This is a genomic window from Paenibacillus sp. SN-8-1, from assembly GCF_050995535.1.
Classification (GTDB): Bacteria; Bacillota; Bacilli; order Paenibacillales; family Paenibacillaceae; genus Fontibacillus.
This window is the reverse complement of sequence record NZ_CP194782.1, coordinates 2482882-2505511: the sequence shown is the minus strand read 5'-3', so window position 1 is coordinate 2505511 and position 22630 is coordinate 2482882. Positions and strand designations below refer to the sequence as shown.

Annotated in this window: 21 protein-coding genes and 1 riboswitch; of the genes, 13 read left to right on the top strand and 8 right to left on the bottom strand. The window is 44.2% G+C overall.

What is annotated here, in order from left to right; all coding sequences use genetic code 11:
* Positions 1 to 205 precede the first annotated feature (205 nt).
* From ACRRNK_RS11950 to ACRRNK_RS11925, 6 genes are all read left to right on the top strand, one after another.
* A complete protein-coding gene (locus tag ACRRNK_RS11950; protein WP_433942979.1) occupies positions 206 to 1099 on the top strand; it encodes a hypothetical protein in 894 nt (297 codons plus the stop codon).
* A 128-nt stretch (positions 1100 to 1227) separates the two neighbouring features.
* Positions 1228 to 2517 carry an MFS transporter gene (locus ACRRNK_RS11945; protein WP_433942978.1) on the top strand — a complete coding sequence of 430 codons (1290 nt, stop codon included), beginning with the start codon at positions 1228 to 1230 and terminating at the stop codon, positions 2515 to 2517.
* Positions 2517 to 3431 (top strand): polysaccharide deacetylase family protein, encoded by a 915-nt coding sequence (locus tag ACRRNK_RS11940; protein ID WP_433942977.1) that lies wholly within the window; start codon positions 2517 to 2519, stop codon positions 3429 to 3431. Before ACRRNK_RS11945 ends, ACRRNK_RS11940 begins: the two co-directional genes overlap by 1 nt.
* A 130-nt stretch (positions 3432 to 3561) precedes the next feature.
* Positions 3562 to 5094 (top strand): spore germination protein, encoded by a 1533-nt coding sequence (locus tag ACRRNK_RS11935; RefSeq protein WP_433942976.1) that lies wholly within the window; start codon positions 3562 to 3564, stop codon positions 5092 to 5094.
* 33 nt (positions 5095 to 5127) lie between these two features.
* Positions 5128 to 6309, top strand: coding sequence for a Ger(x)C family spore germination protein (locus ACRRNK_RS11930; protein WP_433942975.1), 1182 nt, complete (start codon positions 5128 to 5130; stop codon positions 6307 to 6309).
* A gap of 7 nt (positions 6310 to 6316) precedes the next feature.
* A complete protein-coding gene (locus ACRRNK_RS11925; RefSeq protein ID WP_433942974.1) occupies positions 6317 to 7414 on the top strand; it encodes a GerAB/ArcD/ProY family transporter in 1098 nt (365 codons plus the stop codon).
* A gap of 140 nt (positions 7415 to 7554) precedes the next feature.
* Here the strand turns inward: ACRRNK_RS11925 and ACRRNK_RS11920 are convergent, their stop codons facing one another.
* The gene (locus ACRRNK_RS11920) at positions 7555 to 8025 is read right to left on the bottom strand and encodes a hypothetical protein (protein ID WP_433942973.1); all 471 of its coding nucleotides are present in this window, start codon (positions 8023 to 8025) and stop codon (positions 7555 to 7557) included.
* Entirely contained in the window at positions 7997 to 8812 is an 816-nt protein-coding gene (locus ACRRNK_RS11915) for a hypothetical protein (RefSeq protein WP_433942972.1), read from the bottom strand. Before ACRRNK_RS11915 ends, ACRRNK_RS11920 begins: the two co-directional genes overlap by 29 nt.
* 133 nt (positions 8813 to 8945) lie before the next feature.
* On the opposite strand from ACRRNK_RS11915, the gene ACRRNK_RS11910 reads away from it, so the two are divergent.
* Complete coding sequence (locus ACRRNK_RS11910) at positions 8946 to 9512, top strand: CBO0543 family protein (RefSeq protein ID WP_433942971.1); 567 nt, start codon at positions 8946 to 8948, stop codon at positions 9510 to 9512.
* Positions 9513 to 9571: 59 nt separating this feature from the next.
* On the opposite strand, the gene ACRRNK_RS11905 is transcribed toward ACRRNK_RS11910, so the two are convergent.
* The gene (locus ACRRNK_RS11905) at positions 9572 to 11629 is read right to left on the bottom strand and encodes an S-layer homology domain-containing protein (protein WP_433942970.1); all 2058 of its coding nucleotides are present in this window, start codon (positions 11627 to 11629) and stop codon (positions 9572 to 9574) included.
* Between the two features lie 84 nt (positions 11630 to 11713).
* Positions 11714 to 12349 (bottom strand): GGDEF domain-containing protein, encoded by a 636-nt coding sequence (locus ACRRNK_RS11900; RefSeq protein WP_433942969.1) that lies wholly within the window; start codon positions 12347 to 12349, stop codon positions 11714 to 11716.
* 233 nt (positions 12350 to 12582) lie between these two features.
* On the opposite strand from ACRRNK_RS11900, the gene aspA reads away from it, so the two are divergent.
* Entirely contained in the window at positions 12583 to 14019 is a 1437-nt protein-coding gene (gene aspA / locus ACRRNK_RS11895; RefSeq protein ID WP_433942968.1) for an aspartate ammonia-lyase, read from the top strand.
* A 270-nt stretch (positions 14020 to 14289) separates the two neighbouring features.
* Entirely contained in the window at positions 14290 to 14577 is a 288-nt protein-coding gene (locus ACRRNK_RS11890) for a hypothetical protein (RefSeq protein ID WP_433942967.1), read from the top strand.
* An 80-nt stretch (positions 14578 to 14657) separates the two neighbouring features.
* On the opposite strand, the gene ACRRNK_RS11885 is transcribed toward ACRRNK_RS11890, so the two are convergent.
* A complete protein-coding gene (locus ACRRNK_RS11885; RefSeq protein ID WP_433942966.1) occupies positions 14658 to 15359 on the bottom strand; it encodes a CAP domain-containing protein in 702 nt (233 codons plus the stop codon).
* A gap of 6 nt (positions 15360 to 15365) precedes the next feature.
* Positions 15366 to 15497: riboswitch (cyclic di-AMP (ydaO/yuaA leader) on the bottom strand.
* 219 nt (positions 15498 to 15716) lie between these two features.
* Here ACRRNK_RS11885 and ACRRNK_RS11880 point away from each other — a divergent pair.
* The gene (locus ACRRNK_RS11880) at positions 15717 to 16619 is read left to right on the top strand and encodes a DMT family transporter (RefSeq protein WP_433942965.1); all 903 of its coding nucleotides are present in this window, start codon (positions 15717 to 15719) and stop codon (positions 16617 to 16619) included.
* Positions 16620 to 16712: 93 nt separating this feature from the next.
* On the opposite strand, the gene ACRRNK_RS11875 is transcribed toward ACRRNK_RS11880, so the two are convergent.
* From ACRRNK_RS11875 to ACRRNK_RS11865, 3 genes are all read right to left on the bottom strand, one after another.
* Entirely contained in the window at positions 16713 to 17498 is a 786-nt protein-coding gene (locus ACRRNK_RS11875; RefSeq protein WP_433942964.1) for a glucose-1-dehydrogenase, read from the bottom strand.
* Between the two features lie 17 nt (positions 17499 to 17515).
* Entirely contained in the window at positions 17516 to 18373 is an 858-nt protein-coding gene (locus tag ACRRNK_RS11870) for a GRP family sugar transporter (protein ID WP_433942963.1), read from the bottom strand.
* 153 nt (positions 18374 to 18526) lie between these two features.
* Entirely contained in the window at positions 18527 to 19291 is a 765-nt protein-coding gene (locus tag ACRRNK_RS11865) for a hypothetical protein (RefSeq protein WP_433942962.1), read from the bottom strand.
* A 253-nt stretch (positions 19292 to 19544) separates the two neighbouring features.
* On the opposite strand from ACRRNK_RS11865, the gene ACRRNK_RS11860 reads away from it, so the two are divergent.
* The 3 genes from ACRRNK_RS11860 (at position 19545) to ypfJ (ending at position 22426) form a co-directional block, all read left to right on the top strand.
* Positions 19545 to 20747: an MFS transporter gene (locus ACRRNK_RS11860; protein ID WP_433942961.1), complete on the top strand. Its 1203-nt coding sequence runs from the start codon at positions 19545 to 19547 to the stop codon at positions 20745 to 20747.
* A 69-nt stretch (positions 20748 to 20816) separates the two neighbouring features.
* Positions 20817 to 21413, top strand: coding sequence for a TetR/AcrR family transcriptional regulator (locus ACRRNK_RS11855; protein WP_433942960.1), 597 nt, complete (start codon positions 20817 to 20819; stop codon positions 21411 to 21413).
* Positions 21414 to 21583: 170 nt separating this feature from the next.
* Complete coding sequence (gene ypfJ / locus ACRRNK_RS11850) at positions 21584 to 22426, top strand: KPN_02809 family neutral zinc metallopeptidase (protein WP_433942959.1); 843 nt, start codon at positions 21584 to 21586, stop codon at positions 22424 to 22426.
* Positions 22427 to 22630 lie beyond the last annotated feature (204 nt).

Here is a 22630-nt window from a genome sequence, read left to right as displayed (position 1 = left end):
TAATTCAGAGGATATAGGGCTGTAAAGAAATAAGGGCATCCTTGTAGGTCATATGACCAAGGCTGCCCTCTTTGTCTATGTCTAGTTATGGGTTAAATGTAATCTTGGAGGTACGTGTAGGAAATATTTTCTTATCTACTTTCTGGGTAATACTTGTTAAGGTATAAAGGACACATTGATTAACAACTAGAGGTGATGAACTGCTATGGCTAGGAAATTATGCTTGTTCTGTGATGAGATTGTCCCTATTGAATCCCATGGGGATTTCGATAGGTTCATAGGTTGTCATTGCTCTCCGGACGGCTATTATTCACTAATGAGAAGCAGCTACAACCCCATTCAGGCTTTTTCCCATGTGCAAAAAAGACAAATATTCCCGGTCATCTCTGCATATATTCGCGAGAAGACGGACCTTGATCAGAAGGTGAACTTGACGCTGGAGGGTCTTGAATCCATCGTGAATTCACCCGAAATTCCTGTAACGATCGAAGATAAAGGGACCCGGCTTCTCTTGTACTTGTATCGTCATTCCGAAGGAGCTGGTCACCCGGTAACGATACGTCCCTTATCCAGCTGTTATAATCTGACGTACTCTCCCAATTTACAAGAACTTGTATATATTATTGATAAATTAAGAGAAGAGGAGCTCATTGCCAGAGAGGGAGGCACCTTTAAGCTTACGGACAAAGGATGGAGCGAAGCCTCGGCCAGAAGTGGAGGCCGCAAGCTGAAGTCCTGTTATGTGCTGCTTCCAGATCAAGACGCCTTGCGGGTCTCATGGTCAGAGAAGATCCTGCCCCGGCTTGAGCAGTGCGGCTATCTGCCGAGATTTATTCATGAATCCTGGTCCGAGAAAAGGGACACGCCTCCAGGTGAAATTGTCTCAGACAGCAAGCTGGTTATTGCGGATATAACTTCCCACTCGCCAGCGGTTTATTTTGCGGCAGGAATAGCTGAAGGTCTAAATATTCCGGTCATATGGACGGTCAAACATTCGGAGAATAATCCTATCGCGGTGCCGTCCAATCATATTCGGCCGATGATTTATGAGTTGGAAGAAGAGCTTGCTGCCATGCTGCAGCAAAAGTTAATTTCTTAGTACTTAAAGAGTGGTGGCTCTGTTGCAGTGTGTCTGCGATAGAGCCATTCTTTGTATTTATTGCCCCTCTCATATAAATAGCGTAGAGCACATACATTGATAGAAATCCCGAGGAGAGGAAGGGTTCTATGAGATCCAAGCATCTGAATTCCCCCGTTACCTATGCGCTGGGTATGCTTGCGATGATGATTCCGGTTCAGGCGTTTAGCAGCTTTTATAGTTATTATTATGTTGAGAAGCTGGGTCTGGCCGTGGGTCTGGCTACTTTGGCCCGAACCATCTTTCTGATCTGGGATGCGGTGGACCAGCCTATCTTCGGGTATTTATCGGACCTTACGAGAACGCGCTATGGCAGGCGTAAGCCCTGGATCGTGGCAGCTATTCCCTTATTTGTAGTTAGCTTTGTCATGGTATTCGCCGTACCCGAGGGACTGGCTGGAATGGAACTATTCGCCTGGTTTCTTACCGCGTTAATGCTGTATGAGACGGTCTCCACTATTCTTTGGGTGAACTACGGGGCTCTATTTCCCGAATTATACAGAGGGGACAGACTTCGCGCAAAAGCCTCAGCAATTCAGCAGGGTATGCAAATCATCGCTCTATTAACGGCCTCAGCCTTAACCCCTATACTCATCTCGATTTATGGATTTCGAAATATGTCAATTCTGCTCGCGCTAACCTTTGTCCTATTTATGGCACTTTGTATGTTCTATGTGAGGGAAAAAGAAGAGTCCGTTCAAGCACCGCTCAAATTCAGGGAAGCGTTCCGTGAAACGCTGCGAAATAAGGCATTCTGGATATTCAATCTGGCCAATTCGTTTGCCCAGACCGTGAATGGGCTGCTGAGCTCGATCATCCCTTTCTATGCGAAGTATGTTCTGCATATCCCGGAGTCCGAAGTGTCCCTTCTGCTTGCATCTATCTTCGTCTCCGTCATTCCGCTCGTAGCGGTATGGTACTGGGTTATCCGCAAGCTAGGGGGAGTGAAGGGATGGCAGCTCGCGCTGGCCTTCTATGCCTTGTCCGTTATCCCGCTCTGGTTCGCTCGGGATCTTGGTACGGGGATTGTATCGGGAGTGGTAGCCGGATGTGGGCTTGCAGGGTTCCTTGTTACACCAGCCGTCATTAGCGGTCAGATTATTGACCGAGACGCGCGGACAACCGGACGAAGAAGAGAGGGAATGTATACGGCTGTAGCCGGATTTATCACACGTTCGAGTGGTCTGATCTCGGCGTTGGCATTCTGGGTTGTCGGCATGATGTTTGGTTATGTAAGCGGTGACCAGCCGGGACCCAACCCCGAAATGACGTTCAAAGTCTTAATCAGCGCGGTCCCGTTTGGCCTGCTGCTGGTGTCATTCCTCATCTCCTTGTTCTTAAGAATCCCGGCAAATGAAGAAACGGAAGGTGATCTCTGATGAGGTATTTGATCCTGAACTGTGATGACTTCGGCCAGAGCGAAGCGGCTAACCAGGCGATCATTCATCTTCTCGAGGAGCGCAAGGTATCCTCTGCGACAATCATGCCCCCGGCTCCCGCATTTGAACAGGCCGCTGCCTGGAGCAGGAGTAAGGGGAAGGGCCTGGTCGGTCTGCATCTTACTTTGACCAGTGAATTTGACGGCTTCCGATGGAGAAGTCTTACGAGGAATTCTAAGCATCGCGATGAAAGCGGACATCTGTATAGAACAGTGCTCGAATTTGAGACGAATGCTCATCCAAAGGCGGTAAGAGGAGAGATTCTGGCCCAATTCAAGGCAGTTAAGGAAGCTGGAATTGAGATTTCGCATGTGGATAATCATATGGGAAGTCTGTACGGTCTTGAGACTGGCCGAAGTTATCTACCCTTTGTCTTATGGCAGTGTTCTCGCCGTGGGCTACCTTTCAGGTTGTTCCGTCAGATCTATGCGAAGGATTCCTTCTTAACCAGTATTCCGAACGCAGAAGAGACGCTTGCCCGGATCGTCTCTGTCGCTGATCTGCTGGAGGTTCCTATTCCAGACTACCTACTCTCCCATCCTTATCACATTCAGGAAGATGAGACCTACGAGGTCTTCAAGAAGTCCCTGCTCGACAAGATATATGATCTTCCCGAAGGTGTATCCGAGACGTATATTCATCCAGCCATGGATGATGGGCACATGCAGCGGCTGATTCCATCATGGGCCAAGCGGGTATGGGAATATCAGTTGATGCTGGAGGACGATTTCGCCTACGCATTGAAGGATGCAGGGGTGCAGCTCGTGAACTATCACTATGTTAAGCAGAATTTAAGGAGACCGAGGTGGGGCGCTGCTCGAAGGCTTCTGTTCTCGGGTCGGTATCATTCATAATAATCCATTCGGAGCCTCTCTTTCATAGATTGGCTCCTTTGTTTTGATGTATAGATCTAGACAATAAAGGAAAAATAAACATACTTTAATTCATTTATAGATGAATGACCTTTCGCTTGGAGATGATAATTTGAATGAGCTTAATGAGCTTAATGAGCTGAAGAAGTCGCCCATCGTCTTAAATGGTATCCTGCAGCATGATCTTGACTTGTTCAAGAGCGCTCTTGAGCGCTGTTCAGACGTTGTATATCGGATGATTACATTGCACGCGGACACAAAAGGAACTCTAATATTTATTGATGGAATGGTTGATGACGCGCGAAATGAATCAACGGTAATCGAACCATTATTACAAGTTTTGTCAGGAAACAACGATCTTAGCATTTCAGATAACTTATCTACTGCCTTAGACACTGTATTTGCTGATCAGTTGGAAAAAGGAGACAGCCTAGATCAAGCTGTAAAGGCCATTTGTAAAGGGGATACCGCTTTAATTCTGGATGGATTTCGAGATTTTTATTTAATAAGCAACAGGAAATGGGAGCAGCGGTCGATTGAAGAACCTGCAGCCGAACCGGTTATTAGAGGACCAAGAGATGGCTTCACTGAGAATCTGCGGGTCAACACAACATTAATTCGCAGGAGACTTGCAACACCCGATTTGAAAGTGGAAGCATTTCAAGTCGGTGAATTGTCGCGAACAGATATTGCGCTTGTATATCTGGATTCAATCGTAATGAAGGGTCTCGTTGAAGAGATCAAAGAAAGACTGAACAGAATCAAAATTGAAGCCATATTAGAGAGCGGATATATCGAGGAGCTGATTACGGACAATACATTCAGTGTATTTCCTCAGCTTATAAGCACAGAGAGGCCCGACCGGGTTGTTAGTGGATTATTGGAGGGGAAAGCCGCGATCATAATTGACAATACTCCCTTTAGCCTGATTGCTCCAGGGACATTTGCTGACTCTCTTCAGGCAAGTGAGGACTATTACCAGAATTATATCGCTTCAACTTTAACCCGGTTGCTTCGCTTATGGCTGGCATTTAGCGCACTTGTATTTCCTTCTGTATATATCGCAGTCACCACTTTTCACCAAGAGATGGTTCCGACAAGCTTGCTGCTTAGTATCGCCTCGTCAAGAGAAGCGGTTCCTTTTCCTGGAATCGTCGAGGCCTTCTTAATGGAGGCAGCCTTTGAGGGACTGCGGGAAGCAGGAATACGATTGCCCAAGCCTGTTGGTCAAGCGGTAAGTATTGTTGGGGCCTTAGTAATCGGGCAGGCTGCGGTGCAGGCCGGTATTGTATCTGCGATTCTTGTCATCGTCGTTTCTTTTACAGGTATCGCTTCATTCATTTTCCCTATATATAGTCAAGGATTAGCATTTCGCGTACTACGTTTCCCGATGATGTTCTTAGCAGGAATGCTTGGATTGTATGGCGTTTTCCTCGGTCTTCTGGTTATTGCTATTCATTTGGCCAAGCTTCGATCCTTTGGAGTGCCTTATATGTCCCCAATCGCTCCACTAAGTATGTCGGGTCTACAGGATATCTTTGTGCGGCTTCCTTGGTGGGATAGGGTAAGCAGGCCGCTCCAAACGGGGAAGGCTAATCGTTCGCGCATGAGTCCACATTTACGTCCTAGGCCGCCAAAGAATTGAAGTACTCAATACTCTTCCTGAGAGGACATTTCAATGCGTATATTTGCGAGCTCAATACTACTGGTGATGGTGTCATGTATACTCACCTCATGTTGGAGTAGTAAGGAAGTTAACGATTTAGCAATAGTTACGGCTACGGGTCTGGATTTAACGGAAGAGGGCAAGATTAGGCTTTCTCTACTTCTGGCTGTTCCTCGTCTTATCGGTAGTGGGTCCGCACAAGGTGGTGGATCAGAAAATAAGCTCCGGACCTCGGCGGGTTGGGTCGTGTCCGGAGAAGGAGATACAGTGATGGAGACCTTCAGATTCATTCAGGAGAAACTTCCGCGCCAGCTGTTTTTTTCTCACAGCAGAATAATTGTTATTGGAGAGCGTTTGGCCAGGAAAGGGCTGCTGGAAGTACTGGATTTCTTTGAGAGATACAGGCAATCGCAAATGAAAAGTTATATAGCGATTTCAAAAATTACAGCGTCTGAGATTTTGAATTTTCAATCCGTATTTGAGAAGCTTCCTTCCGAAGTTATGAGAGAAGAAATGAAGCAGAATTTGATCCCCAAGAGACGGCTCGTTGAGTTTTTGAATGATATGAACAATCAAGGGATCGAGCCCTATGCCCCGATGATAGAGATTGTTCCCTCTGAACCATCTCAGACCGAGTTATACAATTTGGCGGTCTCGGGTATTGCGGTATTTCGAGGTGATCGGATGGTTGGTCAGTTGAATGATAAAGAGTCACGGGCAGTGATGTGGATTCGTGATTTAGTCAATGAGGGAGTAGTTACTATTGACATAAATAAAAGCAAAAGGAAAGGGAGAATCAGTGCTGAGCTAGAAAAAGTGCATGTGAAACGGAGTGTTAACCTCCAGGGCGGCAAGATCGAAATTACACTTAATATACGGGCGACTGCAAATATTTACGAAAACACGGCGGAGCTTGATTTGGATAAACCAGAGAATTCTCAGTATGTTATTCAGATTTTAAAAAAAGATATCGAAGACCGAATTAAGCAGGCAGGAGAGAAGGTTCAACAAGAATATAAGAGTGATATCTTTGGCTATGGGCAATCTGTATACCGGAAGAATCCGAAGGCTTGGAAACAGAATTATCACATACAATGGGATGATAAATTTCCAAGACTCGAAACAAAGATCATCACAAAAGTACGTGTTCTTCGGACGGGGCTTACCAATAAAACAATTCGGGTTGAGGAGTGAACGCGTAATGCAACAAATATCAAGATATCAAATGTTTGCCTTACTGGTTCTATTCCAATTAGGAACAACCATTATTTTCGGATTCGCAGCAGAAGCTGGGCGGGATGCTTGGCTGGTCTCTATAATTTGTACCTGTTTGGGCGCATTGGTGGTTCTCTTCTACCTGCTCATATATAGGATGACCGGCGGATTAATGCTGGTGGAATGGTTCCCGTACGTATTCGGGAAATGGCTTGGGACTCCGCTTTCCTGGCTCTATCCGCTTCTATTTGTCTATAATGCTGCCCGGATTATAAGCGACATTCGCTTCCTCTTTCCGGTAACTATACTTCACGGTACACCCGATTGGGTCATTGCCGTTACTTTTTTGCTGGTAGTTCTCTATGGATTGTTCAGCGGAATTGAGGTTGTCTCTAGACTGGCGGGTTTTCTTCCTCCTGTTATTCTGGTATTTCTGATTTTGGAAATTATTTTACTGTGGGGTTCAGGCAGCCTGGATATAACGAACTCGGTGCCCATTGTGGGTGAAGGCTGGGGGAGAGTGTGGGATGCTGTATGGCCGCTTGGATTGATGCAGACTTATGGTGAGAGTATTGAATTTGCACTGTTTTGGGCTTATGTATCTAAGAAGGACAAGCTGCTTGGATCAACACTTGGCGGAACGATGCTGGCTGGTATTTGCATAACAATTATGGATTTTATTGCGGTGGCAGGTATGGGTGAAGGGGTATTTCAACGAATGATGTATCCAGCGTTCGCCCTGCTAAAACTATCTAGTTTATCTAATTTCCTGGAGAATCTGGATGCGCTGGGTGTTATGTATTTAATGGTGACCGCATTTATTAAGATGTCCTTGCACTTATTCGCCGCTACGATATGTATACGTCAATTGGCTGTAGTTAAAAAGCAAGGAGGAGTTATCGTGATCGTTACGCTAGTTGCATTCTTAATGTCATTATCTATGGTAGTTAGTTTTACAGAACATCTCCAAGTTGCAAAAAATGTTCTCCCTTCTCAATTATGGGTTCCTCTATTTGTAGTGCTTCCTGGAGCCGCATTTGTGGGCGTCTTAATAAAAAAATGGAGAAGAGGAACAGCAGTATGATACAAGAATTTTTTCCCTGGGAATCCCATAATATCATTATTTCACCTTGGAAACTTCAGCTTACATTCCTTGTGGCTGCACTTATGTGCTCTGTAATCACGTGGGTCAAACGGAAAAAGTAAGCAGGGGTAATTTCCTCGCTAATTTGCTGAAATCTTCGTTTTTGCTACACCTAATGCGTGATATTCCCACAGAATTTGTTCCACATGCATCATTTTTTGACTGGGACACTTCAGAATCAGTATAACTTCAGACATTTTGTTAGTATGTCGTTTGAATCTCTTTCGCTTAAATTTGGTTATTAATATTTGAATAATGAATCCCAGAGCGAAGCCAGCGAATGCGCCAATTAACCCGCAATACACGGGTCCCCATTCCATGATATATCCTCTAGCTGCCCCTGTGGTTCCTCCCATGAACGCAAGAATCATTCCTAGGTCTAATACTGTCCCTTCACCTGAACCATGCATTAGCTCTTGCAAGTTTTTCTCCTGGGTTCGACTTTGTAACGGAATGGCAAAAATATCATGTATGTCTTCCTCTTGAAGCTTGTCAATGACTAGTTCGATGAACTGAGAATGCTCATAAGTCGCTAAGATCTGAACCTGCATGTATGTATTCTCCTTTGTTGATAGCAAATGTTAGCGGTTGATAGTTTGTAATCAGGTAATTTCTTTGTTCTAGAATATACAGTTTGTTAGTTTGTATGGTGTATGTATAGGAATCATATATCGCAAAAAAGTAGACAGAGGGAAAGTATAAAAACCATTGTGGTACTAAAACAGTTTTCGATTGTAAAGTGTCGCCGATAATGATGTAGTGGATCGCTTCTATTAAATTCGAGTTGACGACGATAAAAATGGTGATTATCAAGGTGAAAATACCAAGCATGAACCTGTTGGTATAGAGCTGCCCTAGGCTAGGAACCGTAAGAGACCAGCAAATCGCATGCCAAGGTTTTTTTCTAACTAAATAACTCGAACCGAAAGCGTTGATGTTATACGATGAATCGAAGGTCAGAACTTCACGTTGAGACAGCAGGGTTACTTTGTTATCCATTATAGTGGATCGATAACTATCCCATATGGCAAATAAATAGACAGGAATATAGAGAAGGACATACTTCTCATTAAGAACAGATTTTGCTGCTTCGATATCTCCACTGAAGGAATACACAATAGCGGTGTTCAGATTGGTTATTTGGTTGATAAATAGCTCCCACAACACAAGGGAGATGCCTTTCAAATATTTATTAAGTAGAAAATGCCCCATACCAGGTGCAGCTACGGACCACATAGCCACAACGAGGGGCTTTCTTATTTGAAGCGGAATAATTCCTAAGTTGCTGATAAAAGGTGAAATCCGGCGTTTTGATCTTAAATCATTTTTAGTTCCCATAGGATGATATACCTCAGTAAATTTGTAGTTACATCATCAGTATGGTCATTCGTTCTAAAGATAAACGCAAAATACAGATCTGAATATTTTAACGGGGGATGGGTAATGCTTGACTCATTGAGGTGATGGCAACGTGAATCGGGAATATCCGTCTTTTCAGGAGATTGCTGAAGTGGACCGCAAGCTTTCCGAAATGAGAACACAGTATTACATCCACCATGATCTATTCTCGCTACAGTGGTGGTTTCTATTATGCTTGCTTATAGTTCCCTGGTTTATCTGGTGGAAGCTGCTGGATAAGTCTAGAGCTAAGGAGATCATGCTGTATGGCGCTAGTATCTCCATCATTATTGTTATATTAGATGATCTCGGGGGAGAGCTGCATTTCTGGGCATATTCCTATCAGTTATTCCGTTTTCTTGCTAGACTGAGTCCGATTGATTATTCGGTTCTCCCTGTTTGTCACATGTTGATTTTTCAGTACTTCCGCAGCTGGAAGTCATTCTTTTGGGCTAATCTTATCTTTGGTCTGGGGGCTGCATTTATTGCAGAACCATTCTTTGTCTGGATCAAGATTTATAAAATGTATACATGGCGCTACATCTATTCAGTGCCTCTATATGTAATCAAAGCTATGGCTGTAAAAGGAGTCTTGGAATTCATTCAAAATATGGCCAAGAAGCGTGTTAAAGAAACCTAATCCAGTAATTTTTAATTACTAGAACAGCCCACCAGACATATGCTGGTGGGCTGGAGCTGTTAGTCGGTTGTCGATTCCGGCTGACCTTCAGAAGTAAGCTTGAAGGATTGATAGGCAATGATTTTATGAGAAGTTCCCTCTTCTTCCGGTACTACCTCAACAACGGTTACATATGAATTTGTCATTGCTTGGATCGTCCAATCATTGGGCAAGCTTATCCAGCTTTGACTGTGCTCAAGATATTCCTGCCCCAAGTTAACTTGAACAGGGGTTTGACCTGCTTGATAATAGTATTGATGTTCATTAAGCAGGGACCCGAAATTTGCTTTCCATGAACCTTCTGTGACTTCCGTAAAATTAATTGGCTGTGATAGCGAATGCGATTCACGCAAGACTTGGTCCTCGGAAATAACAAAACTCCGATATCCATAGACCATATTGTTAACCTGTTCATTTTGTTCATCAACATAATAATCAATGACCGTAATGGTTCGATTGTTACCCTCGATGGATATCGGGGTTCCCGAATCTAGTGAGTTGGAACCTTCCCAAAGGTCCCCATTGATTCCCGAATTATAAGGGAGGCCAACAATTACCGGTGTAGGGGATGGTGCAACTACATATTTATACTTATGAAGTAAGGAATCATTCGGATTAGAGGGTCCAATTATTACAGACTTGGTTTTATTGTAATTGTCATTTGTGTTATCCGGTTTCACGAAGCTCACCGAACCGATCAGACCTGGATTCAGAACTTCCACCGGTTTATTGATCTTTGTCATTGGATTCCCGGCTAAGTCTTGGAGTCCAGATACCTGTATCCCTACAGTGCCAGTGAAGTAGCCTGGTACGGTATATGTGGAATCGTTAATCGTAAAAGAATCAGGAAAAGTAATCGTGACCTTCTTCTTGTCTGCAGACACCTGAATCACAGTGCCATCGGGTAATTCTTCAAAAGTAGAAGCAGAATCGCCTTTGACTTCAAGCTTATAGGACTTGCTATTGCCTGCGGATGTCTCATTCAGCGCTTCTGAGAAGGTTAGTACAACAGAGCTTTCTCTCCCTTGCCGTGTGGCAGAGATCAGCTGTGGCGCTGTTGTATCAGCGGGCGGGACATATCCACCGCCGTTACTACTTGGAGGTGTATAGCTGCTTGGTGGTGTTACAGGCGGTGAGGAAGGAAGCAGATTTGCTTTTTCAATTGGAACAGGAGTATCGGTCTTTAATTGCTTCCCGGTAATAGATTCTAGTCCATTAATGGAGATTGTGGGCTGATTCAGTAGTGCTGGGCTAAGTGGTTCATCGAAAATAATCGTTAATGTCTTTCCGTCTTCAGACAGCTTGAAATGTGCTTTCTTCTTGTCTAAAGGCTGTCCGCTTACAAGAATCTTGGACAGGTCCACTTGGGTCTCCTGCAGCGAAGCACTGAACAACAGGGTTAGCTCATGCTGTTCTGTCACAGAGGCATTAACCACTTTCAAGGGATCTAGCTGTGTCTTGGTCTCATAACTGCCTAGCACAAGATCTTTTCTACTGGCGCTTGTCTGCCAGCTGGGATTATTTTGTTCAGTTTCTAGTATCTTATACTTAAGAGCCATTGCAACATATTGGGTAGCCCACTCACTGACTCTACCCATATCAGCGCGAGGATTACTGGCAGAGATAGGGAGGTTAAGCGACCTTACAAGAAAGGTTGCCAGTTCTTCTTTGGTCACATTGCCCGCAGGATTGTAGACATTGGAACTTCCATCGCCTTGTGTAATACCGCTTCGCTTAAGGGCTTCGATATAAGGAAGCGCATATCCATTAGCGGGATCATCAGCCTTTACGTCTTTAAAGCTGGAGGTTTTGAGATCTGAATTGACCTCCAATTTCAAAATTAGAGCCGCGACTTTCGCAAATTGAGCTCTGTTCATCTCTTCTTTAAGATCAAATTTTCCTTCCTGAACTCCGTCAAATATGCCGCTACTAATCATAGCGTCAAATTTTGCTTTGGTTGCCGCGTCCAGATCCTTGAGATCTGAGAAGTCCGCTGAAGTTTTCGCTGCTGCTTGTGTGGTGGGTACGGATAACGTAAGTAAAAGTGCAGCGGCTGCTGAATATATAATCTTCTTCATTCAATCAACCTTCCTGAGATTATTTTATTGTTTTCCAAAATATTATACAAGATAGAAGGAAGAAAGGGTAGATTTTGTTATTCGTTAGCCGCTTTTCTTCCCTTCTTTGGATACGTACATATTTCGGTCAGCCAACCTCAGCAGCTCCTGAAGCTCCTCACTATGATTAGGATACAGGGAATAACCAAGCGAGATGGACACCGGGAACCCAAAGGTGGAGGATAGGGCTTGAAATTGCTCATTAAGGCGCTGCATGAAGTTCTTCATGGCGTCTTTGCCTTCATAATGTCCGATAATGACAAACTCATCGCCTCCCCACCGGGCCACAATATCCTTCTTGCGGGTGGATGATTTAAGAATAGCTCCAGCACTCTGAAGAACCAAGTCTCCCATGTGGTGCCCATGGGAATCATTAATCATCTTGAAATTATCACAATCAATGACCAGGATGAAATACTTTATCCGCGCGGATGGAGATAATCTGTTGAAGAATTTACTCAGGAAACGGCGATTATATAAAGTGGTTAGTTCATCCCTTTGAGAATAGAAGACAGCTTGGTCATATTTGAGTCCAATCAGAAATCCGGCAGTAATGGTGAGTATATATGACAGCAAGTCAACAAAATTGAAGCCGAGATGATTGAAATATCGATTCAGAAAATCAACAATTTGAAAGCCAACTACAATGAGCACGGTATAGATTCTGCCATAATACTTCATGATGAGGTTACTCCCTTAATATGTATGTACAATGTGTCTTTTGTCTTGGATCTATTGTACTGCATTCTTCTGTTTTAGTGAAATATACAAGGATGAACAATTAATAAAAAGGCTAATGTTATTCATCGACGGAGCGGTATCTTTCTTACTGGAAGTATGTTATAAGAAATCGTATAGACAGACATCTGCCTAACCGAGTAATTCCAAAACCTTGAAATCCGGAGGAATGCAACGTGACAGAACCATTATTTCGTATAGAAAAAGATTTCCTGGGTACCAAAGAAGTAGAGGCCGACGCCTACTATGGAATTCAGACGCTGCGTGCGGTCGAGAACTTTCCGATTACCGGCTATACGGTTCACAAAGAGTTAATTAAATCTATGGCGATCGTGAAGAAAGCGGCAGCCATGGCCAACATGAAGATTGGCCGACTCTATGCGGGTCATGGCGAAGTCATTGTACAAGCAGCCGAAGAGATCATCGAAGGAAGATGGCATGACCAATTTATAGTTGATCCGATTCAAGGGGGAGCGGGGACTTCTCTCAACATGAACACGAATGAGGTGATCGCGAACCGGGCTCTCGAGCTGCTTGGGAAGGAGAAAGGCGATTACTCGTTCCTCAGTCCGAACTCTCATGTGAATATGGCGCAATCGACTAATGACGCTTTTCCAACAGCTATACATATTGCAGTATTGTCTTTGATGGAGCAGCTTCTGGTCACAATGCGTGAAATGCATCAGGTGTTCGTTGCCAAGTCGAAAGAATTCGACCATGTGATCAAGATGGGTAGAACTCATCTTCAGGATGCTGTACCGATCCGTCTGGGACAGGAATTTGAGGCCTATTACCGAGTGCTGGAGAGAGATATTCTCCGAATTGAGAGCTCAAGACAGCATCTGTATGAAGTTAATATGGGCGCAACAGCTGTTGGGACCGGGCTTAATGCGGACCCGAAATATATAGAACTCGTAGTTGAATATTTGGCGAAGATCAGCGGCTTCCCACTCGAGACAGCAGTTCATCTTGTGGATGCTACCCAAAATACGGATGCGTATACTGAGGTATCGGCGGCCCTAAAGGTATGTATGATGAATATGTCCAAGATCGCTAACGATCTGAGACTTATGGCTTCAGGTCCTCGTGTCGGCTTTAACGAGATATCTCTGCCTGCAAGGCAGCCGGGCTCTTCGATTATGCCAGGCAAGGTTAACCCGGTTATGGCCGAGGTTATCAACCAGGTAGCGTTCCAGGTGATTGGCAATGATCACACGATATGCCTGGCTTCATCAGCAGGGCAGCTTGAGCTCAATGTGATGGAGCCTGTACTCGTGTTCAATCTTATACAGTCCATCAGCATGATGAATAATTCGTTCCGTGTATTCACGGATTATTGCTTATCGGGAATCGAAGCAAATATAGACAAAATGAAAGAGGATGTGGAGAGAAGTGTAGGCATAATAACCGCAGTGAATCCACATCTAGGCTATGAGGTCGTATCCAGAATCGCCAGGGAGGCAATTCTTACAGGAGCGTCCGTAAGGGCACTATGTCTGAAATATAATGTACTTACCGAAGAGGAACTGAATCTGATTCTGGATCCTTATGAGATGACGCATCCAGGCATTGCGGGAGCAGAAGTATTCTATAGAGATGAGAAGAAAAGTTAACTTTTGAAAGATATGCCATATTTAGATTTAAAGGCTGGTCAGTGATAGAACTGAACGGCCTTTTTTGTTTAAGTTAACTGAGGGTCAGGACGTTATATACTTTAAATATATTATTGTAATTATATGTCGAATGGTGTATTATTTATACTAATTATTGGTCTTTTCTACAAAAAACAGGCGATTCTGATAAGAGTCAGTGACGCAAACTATAGGAACTCTGATACTATTTTTTATTTACCGCCGGCTAGCTATCGACAGGAGGGTGTATGCATGAAAGACCGGTACTATGTAACAGTAGAAATTCAGGATCGCATAAACAAGGTAAGGAAAGAGCTTGAGGTATTCAGTGAGGTAGGGAAGCTGCCTGTGATATCTGATTACCTGGAATCTTTTAAGAAAGAAGGGCATCTTATGGAGATCAAAGATTTCATAGAGATGAAGTTCAGACCGACTAATCCGGCCGAGTCCCCTGTAATTTCCATAAAGGTTATTCGTGCTATGAAGGACCATAGTTATCATTCCAACCTTACCCAGCGTCTAGGTTATAATTACAGATAAATTTAACGATTCTGCTATAAAAAAGAACAAGAGACTATCCGGCAGGATAGTCTCTTTGCTGTGACTCTCTCTAACTAAAATTAGTTCGCAATAAATTCCTGAACCCATTCCCCGTTATAATAAGCGACACCGATTTTAGTATAGTTAGGACTTAAAATGTTTTGTTTGTGTCCCGGGCTGTTCATCCATGCTTTCATGACTTCGGCAGGGTCCTTCTGACCCTTGGCGATATTTTCTCCCGCATAAGTGTAATGAATTCCGTACGAATTCATCATGTCAAATGGGGAACCATAGGTAGGTGAAGTGTGGTCGAAATACCCTTTAGAGTACATGTCTTTAGCTTTATCGAGGGCCATAGCAGCCAAGGCTTTGTCGGCGGCAAGGGGTTTTACACCCGCTTTGGCGCGTTCCTGATTAACCAGTGTTACGACCTGATCAGCATATGCAGATTGGGAATTGCTTGCCTGTGTTGTATTCGTTTTAGTCTGACTGTTCGTTTGAGCTTGATTAGTGGTTGTGTTAGTTGTGTTCGTCTTCGTATTCGACCCAGTCTGATTTCCAGTTCCTGTTTGAACTTTTGTAGTCCCTTGGTTATTTAGATTTCTAAACTGCTGTAGAAAACTATCCCAAGAAAAACCTTGAGTCGTAAAACTTTGATTCGTGCTGTAAGTCCAGACCTTGTAATTCACTGTTGTGGTATTGTCGGCAGCGGATGCTGCTCCCGTACCTACGACCATGCTAAGCGCAAGCGCGCCGGTAATTAGACTTTTTTTGAATCTCATTTGAGCATTTCTCCTTTTATTAGCCTGCGAGGTTAGCTGTCGGATTAGGGTCAAAGAGTAATCACCCCGCCACGGTTATGGCTTCACCCCAGTGTATGGGTCCCCCGTGCTTGTGATAAGCTTCGGCCTTTATTTACTTGAATCTTTTGTGTTCGTAATGGCCTTGGCCATAGATGATTCAAGTTCGCTACAAATTGTAGCACGCCTATCCCGAGAGTTCATTGGTCAAAACTTTCCATGCCAAAAGATCTGGCATAGTAGATTCCGCTGGTTTGCTGTCATTCTTATAAAAAAATCGGTTAACATATAGGAACATCTCTACGAGAAGTTGTGAACATATTGAAGGAAGGTAATCAATTGGCACGATCACTATATGTTTCGCTTGTCCTCCTGAGTTTGATCTGGGGAGGTTCGTTCTTTTTCATCAAAAATTTGCTTTATGATTTTGGCCCTTGGGGAAATGCATTTATGCGCTCAACCTTCGGATTTTTGTTTATAACAGGATACATGCTGATTATGCGCATTCCATTTGCCGTGCGGCAGATAAGGTGGGTTCCCACCGTAGTCGTAGCTATGATTAACATGGCATTACCATGGACGCTAATTGGTTTCAGTGAAACGAGGTTAGCCAGCAGCATGGCCTCCGTGCTGAATGCAACAACACCTATTTGTACCATGGTGGTGGGGCTGCTGTTCTTCGGCTCGAAATTCCGGCGTATTCAGTGGCTTGGAATGGGGGTTGCTCTCTTGGGGTTGATTGTACTGCTCGGAATTCGCCCCGGTTCTTTTCTCCAGGTAGACATGCTCGGATTCGGCTCGATGATTGCCGCTACACTTTGTTATGCTGTAGGTTCCCAATTATCCAAAAAGCTGTTAGGGGGACTCAATATGTATCAATTAACGTTCGGAACCTTGCTTGGAGCGATGATCGGAAGCGGTATTCTTGCTGCTACGATTGAAGGTGTGAACTTGACTAAGATTGCCGTTCCGGCCAACCTGTTCGGGGTCCTGGGATTAGGTGTTCTGGGGTCGGGTGTGGCTTATATATTGTTCAATTACATGGTGCTTAAAGGAAGCCCTGAGTTTGCGACCTCGGTCACCTATCTGGTGCCGGCGACAGCCATGATATGGGGCTATACCCTGCTGCATGAGCCCATCGGATGGAGCCTGGTAGCAGGTCTGATTCTCATACTTGGCGGTGTGTTCATTGCAAGCCGAAGTGGAAGGCAGCCGATAAGGAACAGGACGGGGGCCAAGTAGAATAATGGAAGGGTTGTGCAATTAAAAAGAGGATGCCACTTAAGTTCATGTATAGACTAAAAAGGGCATCCTCTTATTTATAACTGGGCTCTCTTAGCCTCGCCCGCCCTGGAAGCTTGGATACTTGGTCATCCCGCCATCCGCAAAAAGTGTAATTCCGGTTACGTAGCTGGCTTCGGAAGAGGCAAGCCAGGCGGCAACGGCGGCAATCTCCTCAGGCTCTCCAATATATCCAATCGGAATCATGGAAATGACGTCCTCTTTGACCTTTGGATCGGCAAATTTCTTGGCATTGATTGGAGTATTAATAGCTCCGGGGCCTATACTGTTCACCCGAATACCCTGGGGTGCAAATTCAAGAGCAAGTGTCTCGGTTAACATTTTGATCCCGCCCTTGCTGGCTGCATAATGTACGAAATGAGGCCAAGGAATCTTCTCATGTACACTGGACATGTTGATCACGGAGCCTTTGATTTTCTTTTCCAGCATATAATGGATGGCTTCCCGGCTGCCGAGAAAAGCACCGGTTAAATTCACATTAATAACCTTGTTCCAGTCCTCCAATGATAAATCCTCGGAATGAACCTCGTTCTCCACACCTGCGTTATTAATGAAGACGTGGACAGCTCCGAATGATTCATCGGCCGAACTTATGAGCTTCTTCACATCTTCCTCTTTCGTCACGTCACCTTGTACGGCCAGCGTCTTTCCGCCGTTTTTTTGAATGTCCTGGATCAATTGATCCAGTTCTTCGCCCGGAGAACGGTAATTAACGATCACATTGGCTTTCTCCTGCCCGAAACGCAGTGCCATGGCCTTGCCGATTCCGCTTGAAGCACCTGTAATAATTACCGTCTTTCCTTCAAGGTCTTTATACATGTAAGCATCTCCTAAAGTTATCTTTTGGTGAATCCCATCATAACGCCGCCGACAATGATCAAGCAGCAGCCTAAAATAACAAAGACCATCTGCCGCCCGGATTTCTTCTCACCCAGAAAAAATATTCCGCCTAGGGTAGAGATAATAATCCCGGTCTGGGAGAGAGAGAAGCTGGTGGCTTGACCGATATGGGGGAGAGACAAAAGCAGCCCCAAATTGCCAATTCCCCACCATATACCTGTGAGGATATTCCTTGTCATATATTTATTAAACGGATCATGCTTGAAGGTTAACAGTAAAGTTCCAGCAGTTATCCCTATTCCTTGGGGAAGAACTGCGGCCCAGCCGTTGATATTGAAATAGCGCAGGAGACTGACATAGATAAGGTATCCGAAGGTGGATATAAGAAGAATGACAGTCCCGCGGTTCATCTTTGACTTTGTACCCTTTGTGGGAGAATCCTTATCACCTATAACCGTGAAGAACGCACCCAAAATGATGCAGAGAATGGCAGCTGTGCCGAGTAGAATCGTTACCAGATTCGTCCATTCACGAAATACGATTACACCCACAAGAGTTGTTGCGACAAGCTGCATTCCCGTAGATAGAGGTACAGTGCGGGAGACGCCCATATATTGAACGGCCCTGAGCTGATTGCTCTGACCAACAGACCAGAATAGCCCTGAGATGGTGCCCACAATCCAAATCAGCGGGGACAATGGCGGGACACTGATCACATATAGAAAGACCGAGAAGATCAAAGCGCCTATGGCTGTTCCAAGTACCTGACTATATGCATCTCCGCCTAATTTAGTATTGAAGAAAACAATGCTGCCCCAGCAAACAGCCGGAAGAAGCGCCAATAATAAATACATGGAGAAAATCCCTTCTTCCTTGACTGCATTCTTACAGAATAATGTGGTTCATAAATGCGTAACTTATTCGCGTTCTTGAAGGAACATAGAAATCGCCCTCCGTTATGCCAAGAGGGCAGCCGGAGGGCGATTATAGGTCAGTTCATTTATGGATTATCTGCTTACCGTGTAGTTATTGCCATAGTTGTTATCCCAGTAGGTTTGTCCTTTTACAGTGTAAGAGATGGCGTATTTAATCTGGGAGATACTGGAGTCAATATTGTTGAAGCTAAAATGCCAATCTTGTACGCTGTCATCGGCGTTAACAGATTGATAGTAACTGGCATAACCTTCTTTGGTTGTATTCCAATTATCTGTGGTATACACGATTTTAACCGTCTTGGTGTAGTCTAGGTTCTTGACGAATACATCCCCTGAAAAGGTGTTCTGATATAAATAATCGGAAGCGCGGAGGACATTTGGTTTGCCAAGAATGGTCGAGCTCATATTATTACGGCTGACGGAATAGTTCTGCCCGTTATTGTTATCCCAATAGGTTTGACCGCCAACTTCATACTTGATTGCGAATTGAATGTATTGTGCATTTGCGAGCTGAGGGTTCGTGTTGTTCACGCTGCTCGTGGAAACCTCGAAATTCCACTTTTCATGCGAGGAGTCTGTGGGGCCTTGATAGGAGGCACTCGTATCATACCAGTGGCCGTCTCCGGGATTATAATGAATGGTTACGTTTTTTTGATAGCTGAGGTTGCTTACTTCAACGCTGCCACTAAATGCCACATATCCATACTTATAAGTATAGATGTTAGCCGAAATCAATTGAACCGGCTGGTCACTTGCAAAAGCTGATGGTGCAAACGTTAGCGCAAAAATCGCAAAAAAAGCCAAACCAGACAGATACATCCTCATTCTTCTTAACATTTTCTACCATCTCCTAATATTTTTATATGTTTCATTGTAAATATATCACTAAATTTTCCAGTAAAAAACATTTAATTGTGAATATATTGTAAACGTAGAAAAATTAGTTGGCTTTAAAACTAGTAAATAGAAAAATGTTCTGAGCGAACATGTATACATTTTTCGTTACATGGTATAATACAAACCGAACGTTCAGTCAGTATTATTTTTGTTCTTTATCTTAGATTTTGAAGAAGTTGGAGGATCTGTTCGAATGAATTTATTTACTAAAAACCGAGGTGCCTTGCTGCTCTTAATGCTCAACATATTCCTTGTCTTCACGGGGATAGGGCTTGTTATTCCCATTATGCCAACTTATATGAGAGACCTGCATATAAGCGGCAGTATAGTTGGACTGCTCGTGGCTGCTTTCTCACTTACACAACTGCTATTCTCACCTCTAGCAGGCAAATGGTCTGATTCCTTCGGCAGGAAGAAAATGATTGTATCCGGGATGGTTATTTTTGCAATGTCAGAGCTTTTATTTGGTGCAGTGAGCTCACCAGTGTTGTTATTCACATCAAGAATGCTCGGAGGGATCGGTGCGGCTTTCATCATGCCTGCTGTTATGGCTTATACGGCGGACATGACCAGCAACGAGGAAAGAGCAAAGGGTATGGGATTCATTAATGCAGCTATAACTACTGGATTCATCATCGGTCCGGGAATCGGAGGGTTTATTGCCAGTTATGGCGTTAGAATTCCATTCTATGCAGCCGCGTTGGCAGGAGGATTAGCAGCTATCATTACGATCATTGTTCTGCCTGAATCTTTCCAGGCGAAGCAGCGAAAGGATCAAAGATTAATTAATACACCGAAGCAGAGTCTGGTCTCTCAGCTGCTGCATTCTTACAGGGAGCCTTATTTCTTAAGCTTAATCATTGTGTTCGTTATGTCCTTCGGTCTGGCAAATTATGAGACGGTATTTGGCCTATTCGTAGATAAGAAGTTCAGCTTCACACCTAACGATATCGCATTTATTATTACGTTTGGTTCCATATCTGGAGCGGTGGTACAGGCTACCGTATTTGGGTGGATTTTAAATCGGTTTGGAGAGAAGAAGGTTATCTCCATATGCCTTCTCGTATGCAGCTTGTTTGTACTGCTAACCCTCTGGGTGAATACGTACTGGATGATTGTGGTGGTTACCTTTATCGTATTCCTATCAATTGATATTCTGCGTCCTGCCATCAGTACACAGATGTCGAAGCTTGCTGAAGAGCAGCAGGGATTTGTGGCCGGGCTAAATTCAGCTTACACCAGCCTTGGCAATATCATTGGACCTGTTATCGCGGGGTTGTTGTTTGATCTAGATATCAACTGGCCCTATATCTCAGCAGCTGTTGTCCTAGCAGTATGTTTTGTATTGTCACTTGGCCAGAGAGCAAAACTGAAAGTCAAGATTTCAGAATTTTAATATTTTGTTTCCGGTACATTTATGATTAAATCAATATGAATTCATTACAATTAATCGGAGATGAAGTCATTGAACAAAAAGCAGCTGCAAAGTGAGCAGACCAAGAAAAAGGTGGCTGACTCCGCACGTACCCTGTTTGTGCAAAAAGGTTATGCCAGGACATCGATTGAGGACATCGTGGCCGAGACGGGGAGCAGCAAGGGGAATATATATTATCACTTCAAGAGTAAAGAGGGATTATTTCTCTATCTTATCGATGAATGGGAACGGGATTGGGACCAGAAATGGCGGTCGAAGGAGTCCCAGTTCAAGACGATCAAAGAGAAGATGTATGGTTTCGCGGAACATATGGTTATCGAGGATTTGAACCATCCACTTACCAAGGCAGCTCAGGAGTTCTTCAACAATAATGAGATGGAGAACGATATTGAGGACCGCATCAGCAAGCTGATGAATTCACATATCGAATTCAATAAACGTCTGATTCAAGAGTTGGTAGATAGCAATAACTTGTCATCCGCACAAATGAATGGGCTGGCTGTCATTTTTGAAAGCTTATTTATCGGTCTTAACCATATGTCCAAAAAGCTGGAGATGCAGGAGGCACTTGTACTTTACAAGCAAGCCGTTGATATTTTCCTTCATGGCACCGAGGAGTATAAGTGAATATAGCAGTGTTCATGAGATCATCTGCGTAGCGTCGGTATGCATTTATCAGCAAATTAATAAATTCATGTTTATTCCAGTAAATGGAGTGTGAATCTCAGCCAATCCCGGGTAAAAACACTTATAACATCTTTATTTGGCTTAATGGATGCGATAAGGGAGGTTACCGTATGCAGTGGAAGGGTAGAAGAGAAAGCACCAACGTCGAGGACCGAAGGGGTGTAGGTGGTAAAACCCTTGTGGGTGGAGGAATCGGCGGAATTATAATTATGCTGCTCGTCACTTTGCTTGGCGGGAATGGCGGTGATCTCCTGAACAATATTACGGGGTCTGGGACGGATACTACTTCATCTTACGCCCCAACACAACAAGAGCAGGAGATGAAGGATTTCGTATCAGTAGTCCTTGCGGACACAGAGGATGTATGGGCAGAAGTGTTCAGGGAGAAGGGACTTACCTATCAGAATCCAACTCTGGTGCTGTATACGAACAGCGTGGAATCGGCCTGTGGTACAGCAGGTTCATCAGTAGGCCCATTCTACTGTCCTGGGGATCGTAAGCTTTATATTGATCTGAGTTTTTATGACGAGCTTAAGCAGAAGTTCAATGCTCCCGGTGATTTCGCAATGGCTTATGTAATCGCCCATGAGGTAGGGCACCATGTGCAAACTTTGCTTGGGACAAGTGACAAAGTCATGCCGCTGCGCCAGAAGCTGAGCGAAACCGAATTCAACAAATATCTTGTGCGGTTTGAGCTTCAGGCGGATTATCTGGCTGGTGTATGGGCCAGCCATGTTCAAGGGAAGGGCGTGCTGGAGGAAGGCGATCTGGATGAGGCCCTTACCGCTGCCAGCGCAGTTGGTGATGATACTCTGCAAAAGCAGGCAAGGGGTTATGTAGTACCCGAGAGCTTCACTCACGGTACATCCGAGCAGAGGAAAAGATGGTTCTATAAAGGCTTCCAGACTGGCACGATAGAAGGCGGAGATACCTTCTCTGCCAAGAATTTGTAGCCTTGTATGGATTGAACCAAGAGATTAATGTAATGGTTGAATATCCTTGGAATCCATAATGAGAGAGGTTGCAGTCTCTAGTTTAATCCTTCTTGTTATGAAAGTTACACCCAAATATGTGAAGTTACTTAGGCTCTTTCGGCGGCTCTGTCGAAGGAGCCTTTTTACTGTGGATATCCATGCCACATATATGTCATGACTAGT

What these genes read in the sequence shown, in the direction of transcription:
- ACRRNK_RS11900 (WP_433942969.1), bottom strand. Translation starts at nt 12,349, where the DNA reads ATGAAGTATTATGGCAGAATCTATACCGTGCTCATTGTAGTTGGCTTT.
- ACRRNK_RS11890 (WP_433942967.1), top strand. Translation starts at nt 14,290, where the DNA reads ATGAAAGACCGGTACTATGTAACAGTAGAAATTCAGGATCGCATAAAC.
- ACRRNK_RS11870 (WP_433942963.1), bottom strand. Translation starts at nt 18,373, where the DNA reads ATGTATTTATTATTGGCGCTTCTTCCGGCTGTTTGCTGGGGCAGCATT.
- ACRRNK_RS11860 (WP_433942961.1), top strand. Translation starts at nt 19,545, where the DNA reads ATGAATTTATTTACTAAAAACCGAGGTGCCTTGCTGCTCTTAATGCTC.
- ACRRNK_RS11945 (WP_433942978.1), top strand. Translation starts at nt 1,228, where the DNA reads ATGAGATCCAAGCATCTGAATTCCCCCGTTACCTATGCGCTGGGTATG.
- ACRRNK_RS11950 (WP_433942979.1), top strand. Translation starts at nt 206, where the DNA reads ATGGCTAGGAAATTATGCTTGTTCTGTGATGAGATTGTCCCTATTGAA.
- ACRRNK_RS11885 (WP_433942966.1), bottom strand. Translation starts at nt 15,359, where the DNA reads ATGAGATTCAAAAAAAGTCTAATTACCGGCGCGCTTGCGCTTAGCATG.
- ACRRNK_RS11930 (WP_433942975.1), top strand. Translation starts at nt 5,128, where the DNA reads ATGCGTATATTTGCGAGCTCAATACTACTGGTGATGGTGTCATGTATA.
- ACRRNK_RS11915 (WP_433942972.1), bottom strand. Translation starts at nt 8,812, where the DNA reads ATGGGAACTAAAAATGATTTAAGATCAAAACGCCGGATTTCACCTTTT.
- ACRRNK_RS11925 (WP_433942974.1), top strand. Translation starts at nt 6,317, where the DNA reads ATGCAACAAATATCAAGATATCAAATGTTTGCCTTACTGGTTCTATTC.
- ACRRNK_RS11875 (WP_433942964.1), bottom strand. Translation starts at nt 17,498, where the DNA reads ATGTATAAAGACCTTGAAGGAAAGACGGTAATTATTACAGGTGCTTCA.
- ACRRNK_RS11940 (WP_433942977.1), top strand. Translation starts at nt 2,517, where the DNA reads ATGAGGTATTTGATCCTGAACTGTGATGACTTCGGCCAGAGCGAAGCG.
- ACRRNK_RS11865 (WP_433942962.1), bottom strand. Translation starts at nt 19,291, where the DNA reads ATGTTAAGAAGAATGAGGATGTATCTGTCTGGTTTGGCTTTTTTTGCG.
- ACRRNK_RS11905 (WP_433942970.1), bottom strand. Translation starts at nt 11,629, where the DNA reads ATGAAGAAGATTATATATTCAGCAGCCGCTGCACTTTTACTTACGTTA.
- ACRRNK_RS11920 (WP_433942973.1), bottom strand. Translation starts at nt 8,025, where the DNA reads ATGCAGGTTCAGATCTTAGCGACTTATGAGCATTCTCAGTTCATCGAA.
- ypfJ (WP_433942959.1), top strand. Translation starts at nt 21,584, where the DNA reads ATGCAGTGGAAGGGTAGAAGAGAAAGCACCAACGTCGAGGACCGAAGG.